Origin of the sequence: Bacteroides celer, assembly GCF_002632415.2 — a bacterium.
GTDB lineage: Bacteria > Bacteroidota > Bacteroidia > Bacteroidales > Bacteroidaceae > Bacteroides.
In genome coordinates, this window is record NZ_CP178209.1 from 912586 (window position 1) to 933299 (window position 20714).

General features: G+C 37.8%; 11 protein-coding genes. All 11 read left to right on the forward strand.

Going from position 1 to position 20714, the window contains the following annotated elements:
- Window positions 1–80 precede the first annotated feature (80 nt).
- On the forward strand, window positions 81–3497 hold the full coding sequence (locus tag CJF29_RS03295; RefSeq protein ID WP_099146836.1) for a SusC/RagA family TonB-linked outer membrane protein: 3417 nt from the start codon (window positions 81–83) through the stop codon (window positions 3495–3497).
- Window positions 3498–3528: 31 nt separating this feature from the next.
- Window positions 3529–5172: a RagB/SusD family nutrient uptake outer membrane protein gene (locus CJF29_RS03300; protein WP_099146837.1), complete on the forward strand. Its 1644-nt coding sequence runs from the start codon at window positions 3529–3531 to the stop codon at window positions 5170–5172.
- On the forward strand, window positions 5172–6587 hold the full coding sequence (locus CJF29_RS03305; protein ID WP_099146853.1) for a hypothetical protein: 1416 nt from the start codon (window positions 5172–5174) through the stop codon (window positions 6585–6587). The genes CJF29_RS03300 and CJF29_RS03305 overlap by 1 nt, the downstream gene beginning before the upstream one ends.
- A 47-nt stretch (window positions 6588–6634) precedes the next feature.
- Entirely contained in the window at window positions 6635–8113 is a 1479-nt protein-coding gene (locus tag CJF29_RS03310; RefSeq protein WP_099146838.1) for a BACON domain-containing protein, read from the forward strand.
- A 35-nt stretch (window positions 8114–8148) separates the two neighbouring features.
- Window positions 8149–9222: a cellulase family glycosylhydrolase gene (locus CJF29_RS03315; protein WP_099146839.1), complete on the forward strand. Its 1074-nt coding sequence runs from the start codon at window positions 8149–8151 to the stop codon at window positions 9220–9222.
- Between the two features lie 7 nt (window positions 9223–9229).
- Window positions 9230–11755: a family 20 glycosylhydrolase gene (locus CJF29_RS03320; RefSeq protein WP_099146840.1), complete on the forward strand. Its 2526-nt coding sequence runs from the start codon at window positions 9230–9232 to the stop codon at window positions 11753–11755.
- 342 nt (window positions 11756–12097) lie between these two features.
- Window positions 12098–12649, forward strand: a complete 552-nt coding sequence (locus CJF29_RS03325; RefSeq protein ID WP_099146841.1) for an RNA polymerase sigma-70 factor — start codon at window positions 12098–12100, stop codon at window positions 12647–12649.
- Window positions 12650–12716: 67 nt separating this feature from the next.
- A complete protein-coding gene (locus CJF29_RS03330) occupies window positions 12717–13706 on the forward strand; it encodes a FecR family protein (RefSeq protein WP_099146842.1) in 990 nt (329 codons plus the stop codon).
- A 119-nt stretch (window positions 13707–13825) separates the two neighbouring features.
- The gene (locus CJF29_RS03335) at window positions 13826–17188 is read left to right on the forward strand and encodes a TonB-dependent receptor (protein WP_176553147.1); all 3363 of its coding nucleotides are present in this window, start codon (window positions 13826–13828) and stop codon (window positions 17186–17188) included.
- A 23-nt stretch (window positions 17189–17211) separates the two neighbouring features.
- A complete protein-coding gene (locus CJF29_RS03340) occupies window positions 17212–19164 on the forward strand; it encodes a RagB/SusD family nutrient uptake outer membrane protein (protein WP_099146844.1) in 1953 nt (650 codons plus the stop codon).
- Between the two features lie 20 nt (window positions 19165–19184).
- Window positions 19185–20696: a DUF1735 domain-containing protein gene (locus tag CJF29_RS03345; RefSeq protein ID WP_099146845.1), complete on the forward strand. Its 1512-nt coding sequence runs from the start codon at window positions 19185–19187 to the stop codon at window positions 20694–20696.
- The last annotated feature ends 18 nt before the right edge of the window (window positions 20697–20714 follow it).

Consider the following 20714-nt stretch of genomic DNA (forward strand, 5'->3'; position numbering starts at 1 on the left):
CTGACTCACCTTCCTTTCCAAAGATTCAGTTATTCGTTAATCAACTTATTTGTAGAACCAATAACCAAACATGTAAAGGTATGAAACTTATTTCAATTAGAAAAATGAAAAAGAGAATTAATGTACCTGCGAATGTAAAAATGGGGAGAATCTGTGCTATATGGTTGTTTTGTATAGCTTTGCAAGCTGTCAGTATACCTATCCTGGCACAATCCGCCAAAATTACATTGCGACTGAAGAATGTGACTGTAGAGGAGGTCTTGACTAGTATCGAAAATCAGACAGAATATCGTTTTTTATACAACAAAGACATTGTTGATGTAAGTCGTATAGTAAGCATTACTGTGAAAAATGAACGGATGACTCTGGTACTGGATAAACTTTTTAAAGGCGAAGGAGTATCTTACACGATTGAAAAACGTCAGATTGTATTAAACAAAGTTTCATCTCAATCACAGGATAACAAACAGCCGGTCAAGGTGACCGGAAAGGTAGTGGACGAATCCGGAGAGGTTCTTCCGGGAGTGACTGTGATGATAGAAGGGGCTACTCAAGGAACCATTACCGGTATAGATGGCAATTACCAGTTGCAAGTTCCGGAAGGCTCGATACTGAAATTTACTTCAATAGGTTACACTACATATACGCAGAAAATTACCCGACCGATGACGTTGAATGTGACGATGAAAGAGGATTCAAAACAGTTGGATGAAGTTGTTGTGGTAGGGTATGGAACGACCACCCGTAAGAATCTGACAACTTCCATTGCAACGGTAAAAACGGAAAAAATATCGCGAGCCGCAACAAGTAATATGTCACAGATGTTGCTTGGGCGGGCTGCCGGACTGGAAGCTACGTTGACAAGCCCGCAACCGGGTGGAGCAGTTGACCTTTCAATTCGTGGGGCAGGTACTCCTATCTTTATAGTGGATGGAGTAATGATGCCTTCCACTTCTTTAGAGGTTGGAAACGGAAACCAGGTTATGCCCAACTCTATCAATCGTTCGGGATTGGCCGGACTTAATCCTGCTGATATTGAATCTATCGAAGTGTTAAAGGATGCATCTGCCTCCATTTATGGAATTGGTGCAGCCAATGGTGTCGTATTAATCACTACAAAGAAAGGTACTGAAACTCGTCCCCAAATCACTTATGAAGGAAATTATTCTATCGTGAAAAACTATCCGTATCTGGAACCTTTGAGTGGGGAAGAATATATGAATGTTGCCAACATTTTCAATAAAGAAAACTATTTATTTACGAATGGTATGTATCCTTATGGTGATAAACCTTTTGATAATAAATGGGTACCTCAATTCTCACCTCAACAGATAGCTGCCGCTCAAACAACAGACTGGCTGGATTGTGTATTAAAGGATGGTAGCATCAATAATCATAATATCACAATTACGGGCGGTTCTAAACTGCTGAAATATTATCTGTCCGGAAATTATTACAAACAGGAAGGTACGGTAGAAAACTCCGCTATGGAACGTTATGCTCTTCGGACAAACATTTCTTCACAATTGCTTCCATTTCTTAAGTTGACAGCAATTGTCAATGTAAATGAAAATGAATATACAAATTCAACTTCCGGTGGCGGAGGTGGTGGAAATGGGTACGATGCCATACAATCGGCATTGACTTATCCTTCTTATTTACCGATCAGAGGTGAGGACGGAAAGCCTACCTTATATTCAAATTACCCTAACCCGGCCGAAATGATAAAAGTTAGTGACCGGACTAAAACAAGCGGTTATTATCTAAACTTTGCTGCCGATGTAGATATAATCAAGGATATGTTGTCCTTCCGTTTGATGTATGGCATTAATAAGGAGAATGCTAATCGTAATCTGTATATTCCTTCTGACATATATTTTATGGACATGTATAAATCAAGAGGGCATTTGGGATATGTTGAACGTAGAAACCAAACTATGGAAGGCACGTTGACTTTCAAAAAGCAGTTTGGAGATTTGTTACGTGTCGATGCCGTAGTCGGTATGGGAAGATATACGAACGATTCAAATGGACTTGAACTTGACTACGAACAGATTAACGATCACATTGCAGCTGATAAGGTGGAAGCTGCGGAAGGCGCTTTCTACCCGACTTCTTTCAGAGCAGCCGACGAACGTCGTTCTCAATTTGCCAGGGCAAGTGTGGATGTGCTCGACAGATATGTAGTTGCCGCTACTATTCGCCGCGATGGGACGGATAAGTTTTTTCCGGGAAAGAAATATGCCTATTTCCCTTCAGTGTCATTGGCCTGGAAATTATCTAACGAGCCGTTTATGAAGCATATATCATGGATTGACCAGTTGAAGATTCGTGGTAGTTATGGACAGACAGGTAATGATAATCTGGGTAGTTCGCTTTATGGCACTTTCAGTCTGGCAGCCCAATATATCAAGTTCTCTAACAATTCAGTGACTTATGTGCCCTATCTGCTTAGCGGTCCTGATTACCCGAATGTTACCTGGGAAAAGACTACCATGAAAAATATAGGTATAGACTTTTCAGTCCTGAAAGATAGAATCTGGGGGAGTTTTGATATGTTCCGCAATGATGTAACCAACTTGCTGGGATATGACTCTGCCTCTCCGCTTAGTATGACATCTTCCGTCCCGATGAATTATGGACATTATGTACGTTACGGATGGGATGCGACTATCAACTCACTAAACTTTGAAATCCCCCGTGTGTTTAAGTGGACCTCACAATTGACCTTATCACATCATAATGCCGTTTGGAAAGAACGGATGCCCAACTATTATTATGAAGAATATCGAATCCGCAAGAACGAACCGGTGAATGCTTATTATTACTATGAAACGGAAGGCGTTATCAACATAGATAAAAGCAATATGCCCGAATCGCAGAAATCTTTGCCGGCAGATGCGCAACAGCCCGGTTATCCGATTATTAAGGATGCAAATGGGGATAATAAAATAACGATTGATGATGTAAAGATGCGGAATACACTTCCAAAAATTCACATAGGCTTTGGAAATACATTTGTATACAAAGATTTTGATCTGGATGTATTTATGTATGGACAATTCGGACGTACACGCTATAACTATGCATATCGTTGGGCACTTGTCGGAGATGTGTATTACACGAGTCCCAAGAATTCGAACAAATATGTATATACTATCTGGAATTCCCAAACCAATCAGAATGGAAACCGGCGTGGTATTGCTTCAACAAAGGCTGTCGCTTTACCTGGTAACGTAGGCTTTGAGGAAGATTATCAGAATGCTTCGTTCGTACGTGTCAGGAATATCACTTTAGGATACAACCTTTCAGGAAAGAAGCTGGGAAGAGTGGGTGATTATGTGAGTTCTATCAGAGTTTTTATCGACTGTCAGAATCCGTTTACTTTTACCAAGTTTGTAGGTGTCGATCCTGAAATAAAGACGGGTGGCGACGGCTCCAAAGCGGAGTATCCGATGACGAGAACATACTCCTTCGGAGCAAAAATATGTTTCTAAGAAAACCTGTAACGAAAGAAAGATTGAAAATATGAATAAGAATAAATTATTTAAGGTGTTTGTCATGATTGCATTTATCATGTGCAGTTGTGAGGATAATTTTGATCCCAAGATGTATGGCACGTTGAATGTTTCTAATTATCCGGTGACTGAAGCCGAATACGAATCATTTATGATGACCTGCTATATGCCTTTTACGACAACATGGACCTATTGGATCGGTGCCGGAACAAGTGGTAATCAGCACGGTTGGTATATCCCTGCTGGAGGTGTACTGAAGTTCTTTGATTATCCGACAGATGAGGTGGCTGTGTGGAATAATGGTTGGGGAGGCGGATATTATTTCCTTTCTAAAGCCGATTTTAGTCAGTGTGTTTATTATACAAGCGGTACGTTAAGTGATGAAAGGCCGAACCACTTTCCGAAAGTAAGTGAGATTTCCTACTTCACCAATGTGATTGGAACATTGGAGAAAGCTTCTACCGAAGTGGTTTCCGAAGGGCGTAAAAGGGAGTTTATAGCTGAAGCCCGTCTTTGCCGTGGATTGATGATGTATTATTTATTGCATGTATATGGACCTGTTCCTTTGATTGTCGATCCGGACGATCTGATTAATCCTTCAAAACTGGAAAATCTGGTGCGTCCGACATTGCAGCAAATGACGGAGTGGATTATGGCTGATTTTGATTATGCTTATCAGTATATTGCAGATACGCAGCCGGAACAGGGACGTTACAATAAAGACTATGCACGTGTATGCATCATGCGGCATTGCCTGAATGAAGGCTATTATATGTCCGGTTATTATCAGAAAGCGATTGATATGTATAACGAGTTGAAGGGACGGTATAGTCTTTTCAAGAAAGGGGACAATCCTTATATCGAGCAATTTAAAAATGCCAATAACTTTAATTCGGAAGTGATTATGGCTGTCAGCTGTGATGAAACGGCGGACGGTACGAATAAGTCCGGCAACTTTAACCCGCTGATGATGCTTGCTACTCCCGATAATGCAGCCAGAGTGGACGATCAGGGAAATCCGACTCCTTTCTATCTGCAAGGGCAGGGATGGGGACAAACTTTCAACGTGTCTCCGAAATTTTGGGATACGTATGATCCTTCGGACAAACGTCGTGAAGTGATTCTGACCAAATATTATACGACTGCAGGAACCTGGATTGACCGGAATACTACTACATGGGACGGGTTTATCATTAATAAATTCCCGGTGGAAACAGCTACGGCTTTTCAGGGGACTGATATACCGTTAGCTCGTTGGGCAGATGTATTACTCATGTATGCGGAAGCCGAAGTACGTAAAAACAATGCGGCTCCGTCCGCTGACGCTATTGCTGCGGTCAATGAGGTGCGTAAGCGTGCCGGACTGGGTGATCTCCCGTCATCGGCAACAGCGAATGTTGAAGCTTTCCTGGATGCTTTACTTACGGAAAGAGGACATGAAATGTTGTATGAAGGGATGCGTAAAATAGATCTCATCCGTTTTAATCAGTATGCGCAGCGTACAGCGAAGATCAAAGGAGTGGCTCCTACACATCAATATGTGCCTATTCCTAATTATGCGGTTCAACAAGCTTCGGAATCTTATGGAAAAGTGTTGGTACAGACCTTTGAACGTGAGGGATGGAAAGCGGATCTTGCGGCAGCTCGCAATTAATGTCATCATTCATTATTGTTAAACTAGAGATCTTAAGAAAAATGAAAAAGATATACGTATTATTCATGTCGTCGTTATTGCTCCTTTCGTGTGCAAAAGATGATGTTAGTAAGCCAAGTGAATGGCCGGAGTGGCCTACACCTTCAAAACCTAAAATAGAAAATGCCGTATTGCGGGGAGTGAATGGTGAAACGGTTGTGGCGGCTGGTGATAAAGTGAAGTTCACCGCACAGGTCAGTGATGAATATAATGATTTGGTTTCATTTCAATTATTAGTGACAATGGATGGAGCCGAAATCTTGAATTTGTCTAAAGGCTTGAGCGGACGCTCTGCAGTTATTGAAGAGGAAGCAACTTTGCCTTTTGTTGCCGGTTTTCAGAACGGGCGTCCTGTGGTAACTATCAAAGCTGTAAATGATTTGGGAGGTAATGAATCGACACTGACCCTGGATGAGGCTGCAAGTGTGAAAGTAACCCGTCCGGAAACACCTTCCAAATTATACATTGTTGATGATCTCGGAAATGTATATGAAATGGACAAGGCAAATCAGAATGAATCGGATTATGGTTTTCGGACGAATGCTGCGGATCTTGCAGGGATCGGAGATCATTTTAAAGTTGCCGAGAAGGTGGTAAATAATAAACCGGACTATTCCGGTCTGGTTTGGGGGTATGCGGATGATAAAATATCCATTGTGACGGATGATGCGGCAGCTTCAATACCGACTCCTAAGGTGGGAAGTTATACATTGGAGAATATCACTTTCGATATGTTGTCTTTCCTGACTGATAAGACACTGACGTATAGTATTGATATTGATAAATCCCGGTTCTTTGATGTGGGAGGAGGATATATCCAGTTGGATGTTGAACTGGTGGAAAGTGCCAAGGTTAATTTTATCGGCTTTGGTAATGATGTCACCAATATGCTCCGGCCGGAATTCTTTAAAGATGTTTCCGGTGCCAAGGCAAAATTCGATGGTCCGTCGGTACTTTATAACTTGAAATACAATACATCAAACGGTTTTATGTATATGGAACGGCCGCGGGATGTGTTTTATCCGGAAGTGATGTATATTGTTGGTACCGGAGTTGGATTCCCGCGTGAACCCTATGTTGCCACACTTGCTTGGGATTTCTCATATCCTCACCAGTGGTTCTTCTTTAAGAAGGTAGGTGCAAGTGCTTTTGAGGCAGTCGTATATATCGACCAGACGATGGGATTTAAATTCTATAGAGGATATGGCTGGGCGCAAGAAGAGGATACGAAGAATTTGTATACGGTTGAACCGGCTAACTTGGTTACGAGAAGTGCTCCCGGTGATTTGATTCCCGGTCCTGATTTTAAAGCTGGTCTTTATACGATACATATCGATAAAGCTAGTGAAATGATACGATTGATTCCTTATAATTGAGTTGGGAATCGGGATTAATAGTCTTTAATTTAATATTCAATAGAATTATGTATATATCAATGAAAACATATAGTAAGAAGTTTCTGGTTGCATTCTTTTTTTCAATGTTGCCAATGGTGTTGATGTCTTGTTCGATGGAGCCGGAAAAAGCCTCTTTCTCTATTTCCGGAAATTTGGGGAAGTTGCAAATCAGCAATGAAGGGTTTACAGAAGTTTATTCGATAAAGTCTAATACGGAGTGGAAATTTGTTAATGAGACCGATCAGTCTTGGGCCACCATTTCCCCGGTTAAAGGGAGTGGGAACGGAAAAGTGACAATTACTGTAAGTGCAAATGCGGGAACCGGTCGTACTGCCGTATTCCGTGTGGTGCCTAATGGGGTGAAAACGCAGGAAATAGAGATTATTCAGGGAAACTCCTATATCCCGGAAGCTGATGGAGTATTTCCGATTATAGCATGGACTGGAGTGGAAGCAGACAAATCACTTGAGAAATTTCCGGTGATGAAAGCATCCGGCATTAATATTTATCTGGGATGGTATAATGATTTGGAGACAACACTCAAAGTGCTTGATGCGGCACAGAAAACCGGAGTGAAGATGATAACTTCCTGTCAGGACCTATTGTCTGTTGGTACTGCCGAAGAGGTTGTAAAAGCGATGATGAATCATCCGGCATTGTATGCCTATCATTTGAAAGATGAGCCGGAGGTGAATGATTTGCCAGGCTTGGGGAAATTGGTAAAGAAGATTAAGACGGTGGATAGTCATCATCCCTGTTATATAAACTTGTATCCGAACTGGGCCTGGGGAAAAGAACTTTATTCTGAAAATGTAAAGTCGTTTATAGAGCAGGTGCCTGTGCCGTTTATATCGTTTGACAATTATCCTATTGTGTCTATAAATGGGGCTCCCAGCATTGTTCGGCCGGACTGGTATCGGAATTTGGAAGAAATATCAGCAGCTGCTAAAGAGAGTAATAAACCTTTTTGGGCATTTGCACTTGCACTTTCTCATAAACTGGATGAAACTCATTTTTATAAAATACCGACATTGCCCGAGTTGAGATTACAAGTTTTCAGTGATTTGGCTTACGGCGCACAGGCAATCCAGTATTTTACTTATCGCGGACTTCAACATGATGAACCGACCGAAGTATATGATTTGGTCAAGACGGTCAATCAGGAGGTGCAACAGCTTGCAGGTATATTCTTGGGAGCGCAGGTTATTTCAGTGTCTCATACCGGAAGCGAAATACCGGAAGGAACTACGGCGTTGGGAAGTTTACCGGCCCCTATAAAATCGTTGACAACGAGTGATACAGGTGCTGTTGTTTCTGTATTGGAGAAAGGTAGTAACCAGTATCTTGTAGTTGTAAATAAGGACTTTCGTAATGTGATGAATCTGGCAATTGATGTGGATGGTTCTGTAAGCAGAGTGCTGAAGGATGGTTCAACTGTAAGTCCGGATGGTTCTACGATAGCGGTTGAACCGGGGGATATGGTTATATTTACGTGGAGAAAATGAATAAAGGTTTCTAATTAGATAAAGTAAATTCGATTATGAAAAAGATATTACTCTTATTTTTTATTGGCATTATGTTAATTGCCTGCAGTCAGAAAACAGTCTCTGTTCGTGAAGTCTGGACAAAAGAACAGGCTAATGAATGGTATCAACAATGGGAATGGCTCCGAGGGTGTGATTTTATTCCAAGCACGGCAATCAACCAATTGGAGATGTGGCAGGCTGATACTTTTGATCCGGTGACTATTGACCGTGAACTAGGCTGGGCAGAAGATATCGGAATGAATTGTATGCGTGTATATTTGCACCATCTGGTTTGGGAAACGGATAAGGAAGGTTTTAAGAAACGTATTAATGAATACCTTACTATTGCCGCCAAGCATCATATCTCTACCATCTTTGTCTTTCTGGATGATTGCTGGAATCCTACTTACCAGGCAGGAAAGCAACCGGAACCACAACCGGGAGTACATAATTCGGGATGGGCGCGTGATCCGGGAGATTTGTATTATAAAGGTGATACGGCAGTGATACTTCCGGTCTTGGAGAATTATGTGAAAGACATTCTTACCACCTTTAAGGATGATAAGAGAATTGTGTTGTGGGATTTATATAATGAGCCCGGCGGTTCGGGTGGATATAGATACGGTGAAAGAAGTCTGCCGTTATTGCAGAAGATATTTACGTGGGGACGAACGGTTAACCCGTCGCAACCCTTGTCAGCCGGAGTTTGGGATATGAGTTTGACTAATTTGAATAAGTTTCAGTTGGAAAACTCGGACGTGATAACCTATCACACGTATGAAGGTCTGGATTCGCATCAACAGCTCATTGACACATTGAAGCAATATGGGCGTCCGATGATTTGCACGGAATATATGGCACGTACTCAAAATAGTACTTTCCAGGATATTATGCCGATGCTGAAGAAAGAAAATATCGGTGCAATAAACTGGGGACTTGTAGCCGGAAAGACAAATACAATATTTGCATGGGATACTCCGTTGCCTGACGTAGCTGAACCGTCCTTGTGGTTCCATGATATTTTCCGTAGCGATGGGACACCTTATTCAACAGAAGAAGTGGAATGTATTCGTTCATTAACTAAATAATTCCCTTATGATAACTATGAGGAATATATGGATAATGATGTTGGGGATATGCTTGTTTGGTTGTGGGGCTGGTAAACAGCCCCCTTCCTCACAGCTCTCTTTAACATGGAAACTGGAAAAAGATAGTGTGGAAGCCAGATATTTTAAGAATACATTCTGTTTGACGAATAACGGGAATAAATCCTTGGCTGATAATTGGGTGATCTATTTTAATCAGACACCAATTTATTATCAGCAACCTATTAATGCCCCGTTGGAAATAGAATGTATTGGTTCGACTTACTATAAAATGTATCCTACTGAACACTATCAGGCGTTGGCACCGGGTGAAACACTCTCTTTTACTATATTGAGTGAAAGAAATGTGATTAATGTATCTTCGGTTCCTGAAGGGGCTTATATTGTAGCTACCGATGAAAAAGGGAAAATGTTGCAGCCGCAAAATATTCCGATTGAGATCGGACTGTTTACGCCCGATGCCCAATGGATTCGTTCGAAGAATAGTTTTCCCTATGCAGATGGAAATTATTTGTATAAGCAGAATGATGATTTCAGCAAGCCTGTAGATTGTGATATACTTTCTCTCTTTCCTACTCCTAAAAAAGTAGAGAAGACGGGTGGTGTTTCTACTTTCTCTCCAAAGGTAGGTCTGAAGTTTGACGGTGTATTTAAAGAAGAAGCTCTTTTGTTGAAAAAGCAATTGACTTCACAGTTAGGATGTACCGTTTCTGACAAGGATGAAGAAACAATCATTGAATTGAAGAAAACAGAACTTCCTGCCACCTGCCAATGTCCGGATGAGTATTACGAAATTGTGATAAAGAATAACCTGTTAACTTTGAAAGCTAATGATGCGCATGGCATATTTAATGCTTGTCAGACATTGGTTGCTTTATTGGATAGCATGAAGCTAGCTTCCTCTCCGCTCCCCAATCTTCATATTACCGATTATCCGGACATGGGACATCGGGGAATCATGCTGGATGTAGCCCGCAATTTTACAAAGAAGACGGACTTATTGAAACTGATAGATATACTGTCATTCTATAAAATGAATGTACTGCACCTGCATTTGAGTGATGATGAGGCTTGGCGTGTAGAAATACCCGGATTGGAAGAATTGACAGAAATAGCCTCTCGCAGAGGACATACTACAGATGAACTGACATGTCTTTATCCTGCTTATGCTTGGGGATGGAATGAGGTAGATACCACCTCATTGGCTAATGGGTATTATTCTCGCAGTGACTTTATGGATATTTTGAAATATGCAAAAGAAAGGCATATCAGAATTATTCCTGAAATAGATATTCCCGGCCATTCACGGGCAGCAATAAAAGCCATGAATGCCCGTTACCGGAAATATATTGATACGGATCAGTCGAAAGCGGAAGAATATCTTCTGATTGACTTTGCAGATACTTCCCAATATCTATCGGCACAAAATTTCACTGATAATGTTATTAATGTCGCAATGCCTTCTACATACCGTTTTCTTGAAAAAGTGATTGATGAAATCGGGCGGATGTATCAGGATGCGGGAGTAGAACTACCTGCTTTCCATGTAGGTGGTGATGAAGTGCCGGAAGGCATTTGGGAAGGTTCTTCTGTCTGCCGTACTTTTATGAAAAAACATGGACTGACTAAGATACGGGATTTGAAAGATTATTTTCTGGGGCAAATTCTGGAAATGTTGGATAAACGTAATATACAAGCAGTTGGATGGCAAGACATAGTTATGAATCCGGATAATACCGTGAACGAACATTTCAGAAATAGCAAGGTCTTGAATTATTGCTGGAATACAATTCCGGAACAGGGTGGGGATGAAGTTCCGTATAAGTTAGCAAATGCGGGCTATCCTATTATACTCTGTAATGTGGGTAATTTCTATTTGGATATGGCCTATTGTTATCATGTGGAAGAACCGGGGTTACGTTGGGGTGGTTACGTAGATGAGTACGTAACGTTTGATATGTTGCCTTTTGATATTTACAAGTCTTTACGGCGGAATCTGAAAGGTGAATCTGTGGATGTAAAAACAGCCTCAAACGGTAAGCAACCTTTGACAAAAGAGGGGTATAAGAATATCAAAGGTTTGTCCGGACAAATCTGGGCGGAGACAATCCGTAGTTTCGAACAAATAGAATATTATCTTTTCCCGAAAGTCTTTGGACTGGCAGAACGCGTTTGGAATGCTCAACCATCGTGGGCATTGTCTCCGGACGGCAAAGTATATATGGATGCCAAACGAAAATATAATGCCGGTATTGTAACTTATGAATTGCCCCGTTTGGCAAAACGAGGTATTAATTTCCGGGTATCTCCTCCAGGTATTATAGTAAAGGATGGATTGTTACTCACTAATACTACCAATCCCAATGCGGTAATCCGGTATACAACCGATGGTAGTGAGCCTACGGAAAGTTCTGTAGAATGGCAAACACCGATAGCGTGTGATGCTCCACTGATAAAAGCAAAGGCTTTTTATTTAGGAAAGGAAAGTGTAACTACGGTATGGTTTAATAGATGATATATGAATAGAAGGCTGTTTTAATAATATTAGAATAGCCTTCTATTCTGTATTTAGGAAACTTTGATATATTCAAAAATTACAGAAAATTCTAGTTCTTGTTTACAATATTCAATGAATCTAAAACTGGAAGTATGAGTATTGATATTAATTATTGATTAAAATAATAGATACATTTATAACTTGCGTTTTAATTAGTTATCTCTTAAAAAGTATACGAAATCCAAAACTCACAACATGTCTATAAAAATCCCAAAACAAGAACAATAAATTAGGTTTAAGTGAATTAAGCATTATCTTTGTGCTGATTTATTGCAAAATATATAATTAATCTAATAGCATATGAAAAGTATAGATGATGATATATTGTTATTGAAACTGATTCGAAATGGCGATGAAACAGCTTTCAAACGTATTTTTTACAAATATATAGATTCTATAGAACGTTTCATTATGTGCTATATCCATGATCGAGAAAAAGCACAAGAATTGGCTTTGGACCTTTTTATTTATATTTGGGAAAAACGGGAAACATTACAGATACAGCTCACTTTAAAAGCATATTTATTCCAGTCAGCTAAGAATAAAGCTTATACATTTCTTCATAAGAATGAGAATTTAAATTATATTGATGATTTAAATCTTTTAGATCAGTCTGTAGAAGCTTATCCTTTTTTGGAGATGGAAGAGCTATCTCGGCTGATTGAAGAAGCTGTATCATTATTACCTGAAAAATGTAAGAAAATTTTTGAAAAAAGCCGTGTCGATAATTTAACTAATAAAGAGATAGCTTATTCATTGGATATTTCTGAAAAGACTGTGGAGAACCAAATAACCATAGCGTTAAAAAAAATAAAAAAACACCTTGGGGAGGCATATTCTTATTTATGGTGAAAAATATAATTTTCTTTTTTTGGGGGGTAAGTTCTTTTTAGAAGTCTAACTAATAAAAGGAATTTGTATGAAGAAGAATATAATTATCCCTTGGGAAATCATAATCAAAGATTTTAAATTAGAGTCAACAATAGAAGAAAAACTCTTATTAAAAGAGTGGCTATCTGATGCAGAAAATCAAAACTTATATAAAGAACTGAATTCATTATGGCTGACTTTAATGCAAGCTGGTAGCGAATATGTATCCAATGCGGATGAATTATGGAAGCAAATGGAAAAACGTATGTATGCTTCTAAGCCACAAAAGAAATTCAATCCCCAAAATTCGTTCCGTTGGTTGGCAATGGCAGCTTCTTTCTTGTTAGTTATATTATTAGGAAGCGGGGGGTATGTTGCCGTAAAATGGTATCACTTAAATAATATACATCGAACTTACTTTGCAATTAGCGAAAAAAACAAATTGCAGTTACCGGACAGTTCTATTGTATGGTTAAATACAGGTTCGCAATTAACATACATTTCTACTCCATTTGACAGTAAACGAAAGGTGAAATTAGAAGGAGAGGCTTTTTTCGATGTAACAAAAGATAGTTCGCGCCCTTTTATTGTAAATAGCGATGAAATTAGGGTAATAGTACATGGTACCAAATTCAATGTGGAAGCTTATAGAGAACAAAATGAAATTGCTGTCAGCTTATTGTCCGGTTCTGTTTCTATTAATACTCCTAAAGGAGTACGAAAAATGATATCAGGAGAAAAAGCACTCTATAATAAAAAAACAGAAAATTTGAAAATAGAAGCTGGGGCTCAGTTAGAAGGAATATGGGCTGCTAATAACCTGTCTATCAATCAACTTTCTTTAAGAGAAGTAGCTGTCCATCTTTCTAAATGGTATAATATAAACATTCATATTTCTTCGAAGATACCTGATAGTCAACTGTATACGCTAACTATTAGTAAAGAAGACTCTATAGAGGATATTTTGATACTACTATCTAATATAAGTCACTTCAAATACCGTTTTATTGATAATAATAATATAGAAATTATTAACTAATAAAGTATTAATAACAAATCGTATTATGGGTCCATAACCTTTCTTTTTTCCTTATGAAAACATAAGGAGAAGACTAATATTAACCAATAAATAAAATCCATTCATTAAAATTTAGTATTATGATTACATTGAAAAAGTTGACAGATAGGATAAAATGGAAAATTTCATTAATGATAGTAATTTATTATTTATTACCCTTATTTGCTTATACAGGCTATGCTCAAGAGACTATTGTACTCAAATTAAATAATATTAGCTTAAAAGAAGCTTTGAAAAAAATTGAATCGCAGACAAATTATACATTTGTATATGATGAAAATATCATCAGCCTCTCACATAAAGTTAATATGAATTTGAATGAAAATTCCATTCGCATAATCTTGAATAAACTGTTATATTCAACAAATATACAATATGTAATTTCTAATAAAAAAATAATATTATCTCCAAAGAGAACCGAAATAATCTCTAAGAATAACAAAAAACGAGTTATTACAGGAAAGGTTACAGATGCTGAAACAAATGAACCACTAATTGGAGTAAGTATCATTATAAAGGAAACTCTGGAAGGAACGGTTACTGATTTAGAGGGGGAATTTACGTTATCTGTTCCCCAAAACACTCAATTGGAAGTATCTTATATAGGATATAAAAAGCAGACAATTAATGTCAGCGATTTGGGCTTCTTCAACATCCAAATGAAATCAGATAATGAAGTTTTAGATGAGGTTGTCATTGTAGGAGCAGGTACACAAAAGAAAGTATCTGTGACAGGGGCTATCACATCTATACGTGGTAATATATTAAAAGCTCCAACTTCTTCATTAACTTCTAATCTTGCAGGTAAACTATCTGGAGTAATCGCAATGACTACAACAGGTGAACCGGGAGCCTCTTCGGATTTCTATATTCGGGGAGTGAGTACATTTGGAGGACGTGCCACTCCTTTGATTTTACTGGATGGTATAGAAATTTCATCAGGAGATTTGAATAACTTGCCGGCAGAATCAATTGAAAGTTTCTCTATTTTAAAAGATGCTTCAGCAACTGCTATTTATGGTGCGCGTGGTGCTAATGGGGTCATGTTGGTTACAACCAAAAGTGGTATGGAAAACTCTAAAGCGAACATTAATGTTTCTATTGAAACATCTTTATTAAAGCCTGTTAATGAGGTGAAATATGTAGATGGCGTAAGATGGATGCAACTTTATAATGAAGCACAGTTAAGTCGAAATCCGAGTGCTACTCCTAAATATAGTAATGAACGAATTCAATTTACAAAAGATGGTGTCAATCCCGCAGTATATCCAAATGTAGACTGGTATGATCTAATGTTTAAGGAATATACTTTTAACCAACGTGCTAATATTAATTTACAGGGAGGAGGATCTAAAGTGACCTATTACATGAGCTTACAGGCCAATCATGACACGGGTTTACTTGATATTCCCAAAACATTCTCATTTGATAACAATATCAACCAGTGGGAATATACTTTTCAAAATAATATCGCTTATAAGATTACCTCTACAACCCAATTGGGATTGCGTATGAATGCTCAGTTTGGAACTAACACTGGTCCCTCTAACTCTACTAGTGATATTTTTTATCAAACTTATAATGCTAATCCTGTAACTTTTCCCGCTAAATATCCTTCTAATCCGGGAGATCCTCATGTCAAATTTGGTAATGTAATTTTGACAGGTTCAGAAACATACATTAATCCCTATGCATATATGTTGTCTACTTATAAAGAAAGTCATTATACAACACTCAATACTTCATTAAATGTAGATCAAAAATTAGATTTTATTACTAAAGGGTTGAGTATTACTGCACTTATAAATCTGAAAGCATACTCCACTACTGCTTTTACTCGAACTCTTACTCCTTATTATTATAAGGTGATTGAATCAAGCTGGTCACCTGATGATCCGAATTATTATGAAGTAGAATCTGTAGGACCAACAGGAAGTGATTATATTGATCAGTCTCAAATAGATCGCTGGACGGACAATACTTTTTACGTTGATACTCGTATCAATTACACTCGACGTTTTGAAGATCATTCTGTATCCGGTATGTTGATGTATATGCAACGTGAGAATAGAAACAGTGTGTTACCTCACCGTAATCAAGGGTTCTCTGGTAGATTTACTTATGATTTTCAAAACAAATATCTGGCTGAGTTCAATTTTGGGTACAATGGCACTGAACGTTTAGATAAGGGAAATCGTTTTGAGTTTTTTCCCGCTGTTTCATTAGGATGGGTGCCAAGTAATGAGAAATTCTGGATGCCAATTAGTAAATATATAGATTATTTCAAGATAAGAGGGTCTTATGGTTTGGTTGGTAGTGATGAAACCGGCAGTAATGCTGGGGCACCTCACTTTTTATATGTGGATCAGGTTACGATAGGAGGTGGAGGAGGATTCTATACAGGAGCTAATTGTAACACTTTTAGAAATGGACCTGCATTTGGTGGATTTGCAGTACAAAATGCTTCATGGGAACGTGTGAAAAAATTAGATATAGGCATAGATATGAATATATTAGAACAAATAGGGGTAAGTTTTGATTATTTTTATGATCGCCGTAATCGTATCTTGATGAGACGAGCTTCCTGGCCTATTATTATGGGATATTGGGGAGCTACTCCATGGAGTAATATCGGTGCTGTAGACAATAAAGGATTCGAAATAAGCATAAATTGGAAAAAAGAATTAATTAAAGATCTGTTCATAGACCTTCGTGGGAACTTTACCTATACTCAAAATAAATATGTAAATAAAGACGAACCTAATTATCCTTATATATGGCAGACGGAGACTGGAAAACCGTTAAGTACAACAGTCGGTTATATTGCAGAAGGCTTATTCAAAAGTCAAACAGATATTGACACTAGCCCTAGTCAAATAAATTTAGGAAGTACAGTTATGCCTGGAGATATAAAATATCGTGATGTTAATTGTGATGGGGTTATTAACCCGGAAGATCAGGTAATGATTTCTCCGTATGGAAATACACCACGTATTCAATATGGTCTAGGATTGAATTTGACCTATAAAGGTTTTGATTTTGGAATGTTTTTCAATGGTTCTGCTAAACGAACCATTATGATTAGCGGAATAACTCCTTTTGGTTCTGATGCGGGTAATGGTGATCGAAATTTAATGCAGTTCATTGCAGATGACTATTGGTCAGAAAGTAATCCAAACCCGAACGCAACTTATCCTCGTTTAGGAATATCGAAAACACAAACCTCCAATAATACCGTTAACAGTACTTATTGGATGAGAAATGGAAATTTCCTTCGGTTTAAAACACTCGAATTTGGATATAAATTCCCATTTTGTCGTGTTTATGTAAGTGGAGATAATTTAGCGGTGTGGAGTCCTTTCAAATTGTGGGATCCTGAACTAAGCTGGAATTCATATCCATTACAACGCACATTCAACTTTGGAGTACAATTCAATTTTTAAAACTCATTATAATATATATTCGTATGAAAATAATAAATAGTTTTATGATACATTTCATGAAAATAGTATTATCGGTATGTCTTTTTTCTTCTTGTAGTTATTTAGATGTAGTTCCTCCTGAAACAGCAGACCTAGATGACACTATGAAGGATCGTGAAGCAGCCTTAGGCTTTCTTTACTCTTGCTATAGTGGAGTGAAGGAGAATTGTGCGAATGACGGACGTGGCTTTGAAGCTTCGGCTGATGAATTCGTTCATCCTAGATTATGGGATAATACAGGACAACGTGCCGCATGGAATCTTCTCTCAAGTACATTCAAACCTGCTAGTGGTGGATACAGCAATAGTGATTATTGGAGTTCTGATATATGGAGAACCTCATATAATAATTTAGGGCAAGTGCACTTATTTATAAAATGTCTAGAAAATTTAAGTCCGGCAGGAGTTACGGATTCTGACAAAATCCGTTGGAAGTCAGAAGCCATATTTCTTGATGCATATTATCATTTTAGGGTATTAGCTGCTTATGGTCCCTCACCTATCATTACTCACTGGATGGACCAAAACACTTCGACTACATCACTCCCTGGACGCTCTCACTTTGATTATTGTATAAAATATATTACTGATAGATTAGATGAAGCAGCCAAAAACCTACCTGCTACTGTAGAAACTGCAGATTTAGGAAGAGCTACCTCTACTATTTGTAAAGCTCTAAAATCTAGAGTGCTACTTTATGCTGCTTCTCCTTTATGGAATGGTTCGTTTCCATTTAAAGATTGGAAAAATAATAATTATGAGACTCCGGGATATGGGACTGAACTTGTAAGTAAAAGTTATGATAGAAAAAAATGGGAAGATGCTTTACAAGCTTCTTTAACAGCATTAACTTTTGCTGAAAATGAAGGAAAACGAAAACTCTTTAATCTGGTTCAATCTGAACAGATACGCAATAACGAATCTGTGTCATTACCATATATTCCCGGTATAGATGATGACGAATTTAAGAAAAGGGTAGTTATGCTTCGATATATGTTAACAGCTGCTGAAACAGCAGGAAATGCGGAATGTATTTGGGGGGCTTACACAAATCAAGAAATACTTAAGCAGAGTCTACCTCATTACATTGTAATGTTAAATGGAGTACGGCAAAGTGGCTTTTCCGGTAGAAACCCTTTATTATATACTGTAGAGCATTTTTATACTAAAAACGGCAAACTGCCTAAATTTGACAATCAATTTACCAATGAAGCCGATTGGTTTAATTCTGCTAATATTCCAGGACATCAAAATATTATTAATCTGAATGTTAAACGTGAACCTAGATTTTATGCATGGCTTTCATTTGATGGAGACGAATACAGTTCAAAACTGGCTAATGGTTCACCTTTAATTATAGAAGCTAGAAATAGCAATTTGCAAGGTTTTAACGAGGGACTATATAATCGTGATAATTGTGTAACTGGATATTTTAGTAAAAAATATATAGAACCTGGTTTAAATGCAGATAAACCGTCATTTGGTTATTTAAATAAGTACCCGACAATGTTTATTCGTCTTGCAGAATTGTATCTCAATATAGCGGAGTGTTATGCAGCCTTAGATGATAAAGAAAATGCTATAAAATATTTGAATTTTATTCGTCAACGAGCTGGAATTGCAGCATTAGAGGGCAGTGACATTACTCGTGATATGAATATTATGGATTGGGTACATAACGAACGTTTTATTGAGTTATGGGGGGAAGGCCACAGATATTACGATGCTCGACGCTGGATGATAGCTCCGGAAGTATTTAAAAGTGGTGTACGTGAGGGACTTAATGCTATAGAAAAGAAAGATCCTTCCATGGAAGAATTCAATAAACGAATTAAAGTAGATCAACCATTTCAGTGGAGTGATCGTATGTATTTACTGCCTATATATATTGATGAATATTATAGTAATCCACAATTAGTACAAGCCCCCGAATATTAATCCTTTAAATATGTAGATGTATGAAAAAAATAATATATAATTTGATATGTTTCAACATAATAATACTTTTGTTTGCTTGTAATGATTCTGAATATGATTTTACCAATTTATTTCCTGAAGAATATCATAAAGGACTTCTAATAAAGGAAAATGGAGAGCAGATATTAACAATGTCTGCATTACATGACACATATTCCTATCCACTTATTATATTGAAGAGTGGTAGCAATCCTGATTTGAAAGCTACAGGTACGCTTACGATCATGAATGACGAAGAAATGGAAGTATATAATCGACAAAAAGATGTGGAGTATTGTATAATTCCGCCTTCTGCCTATTCTTTAGAAAAAACAGAAATATCTTTTGCGGCTGGTGAAACTTCAAAGACTACCAATATTACTTTTAATACAAAAGCGGTCAGTCAACTTTCACATGATAAAATTTGGGTCTTACCTATCCAGTTAAGAAGTAAAGATACTAATGTTTTTAAAAACACTCTGATTTTAAAGGTAACGTCATTGCTTCCGACAATTTCATTTACAAATGAGGAGGTTGAATATAATTCATCTCCAACAGATTTTATATATTGTATGAACTTGCAATTGAGTAATGTTGAGGAAGAGTTGGAAGCATTTACTTGTAATGTAAAAGTGCCAGATAATGCTAGTGAACTAATAACCGAGTATGAAAATAAAACAGGAAAAAAAGTTTTATTATTAAATGAAGGCTATCTTTTAGGAGATAATAATGATGCAACATTATTTTTTGATAAAGGGAGTACTTTGGCAACGATGAACATCACTCTTGACAGAAAATCGCTTCCTGCTCAGACTTGTATTTTGCCGCTACAAATAAATGAATGTAGTGATAATCGGTTGACATTATCTGACCGTATATTTTATTTGATAATATCAAATACAGTAGATCGGAGTGGATGGAAGATTTATTTCTGCAATACAGACATGAAAAATGTAGATCCTAATAGTGATGCTGGCAAAGGAGGCATTGAAGCGATTTTGGATGGGGATTTCTTTACTTATTGGCACTCTGCATATAATGTACCTGATTACGGGAATGGAAGTAATGGAGGATATAAAGGAGTTCTGTCTAAAGGAGAACAGTACACTTTTGTTATTGATTTTGGTGAAGCACTTAAACTTTCAAAAGTAGGTATAGCTCAACGAGTTCAGCCTGCTGGAAATAACGAAGAGAATTGGTATGGTTGGAATCAAAATGTGAAAACAGTTAATATAAAAGGAGCAGTGGACGGTGCTACTAAACTTATACCAGATATGGATAACTATTCTGCTTATTGCGGAATGTGGGGAACTGATGACTATAAAGATTTAATGCCTGCCAAAACAATGGAACAAGGTACCAAGTATGCTCAAGAAGGGACTTTGCAATGGTTTAATGTAGAATGGAATAAAGAGAATGCATACCGATATTTACGAATAAGCATTACCGAACGACATCAGTCAAATAATAAAACAGTTTCTTTATCTGAAGTGAATGTTCAACTAGCGGAGTAGATAAGAGAATGAAATTAT

Bases quoted from the DNA above. Each gene is read 5' to 3' on its own strand.
- CJF29_RS03300 (WP_099146837.1), top strand. From the start codon at position 3,529: ATGAATAAGAATAAATTATTTAAGGTGTTTGTCATGATTGCATTTATC.
- CJF29_RS03295 (WP_099146836.1), top strand. From the start codon at position 81: ATGAAACTTATTTCAATTAGAAAAATGAAAAAGAGAATTAATGTACCT.
- CJF29_RS03335 (WP_176553147.1), top strand. From the start codon at position 13,826: ATGATTACATTGAAAAAGTTGACAGATAGGATAAAATGGAAAATTTCA.
- CJF29_RS03310 (WP_099146838.1), top strand. From the start codon at position 6,635: ATGTATATATCAATGAAAACATATAGTAAGAAGTTTCTGGTTGCATTC.
- CJF29_RS03325 (WP_099146841.1), top strand. From the start codon at position 12,098: ATGAAAAGTATAGATGATGATATATTGTTATTGAAACTGATTCGAAAT.
- CJF29_RS03330 (WP_099146842.1), top strand. From the start codon at position 12,717: ATGAAGAAGAATATAATTATCCCTTGGGAAATCATAATCAAAGATTTT.
- CJF29_RS03305 (WP_099146853.1), top strand. From the start codon at position 5,172: ATGTCATCATTCATTATTGTTAAACTAGAGATCTTAAGAAAAATGAAA.
- CJF29_RS03320 (WP_099146840.1), top strand. From the start codon at position 9,230: ATGATAACTATGAGGAATATATGGATAATGATGTTGGGGATATGCTTG.
- CJF29_RS03340 (WP_099146844.1), top strand. From the start codon at position 17,212: ATGAAAATAATAAATAGTTTTATGATACATTTCATGAAAATAGTATTA.
- CJF29_RS03315 (WP_099146839.1), top strand. From the start codon at position 8,149: ATGAAAAAGATATTACTCTTATTTTTTATTGGCATTATGTTAATTGCC.
- CJF29_RS03345 (WP_099146845.1), top strand. From the start codon at position 19,185: ATGAAAAAAATAATATATAATTTGATATGTTTCAACATAATAATACTT.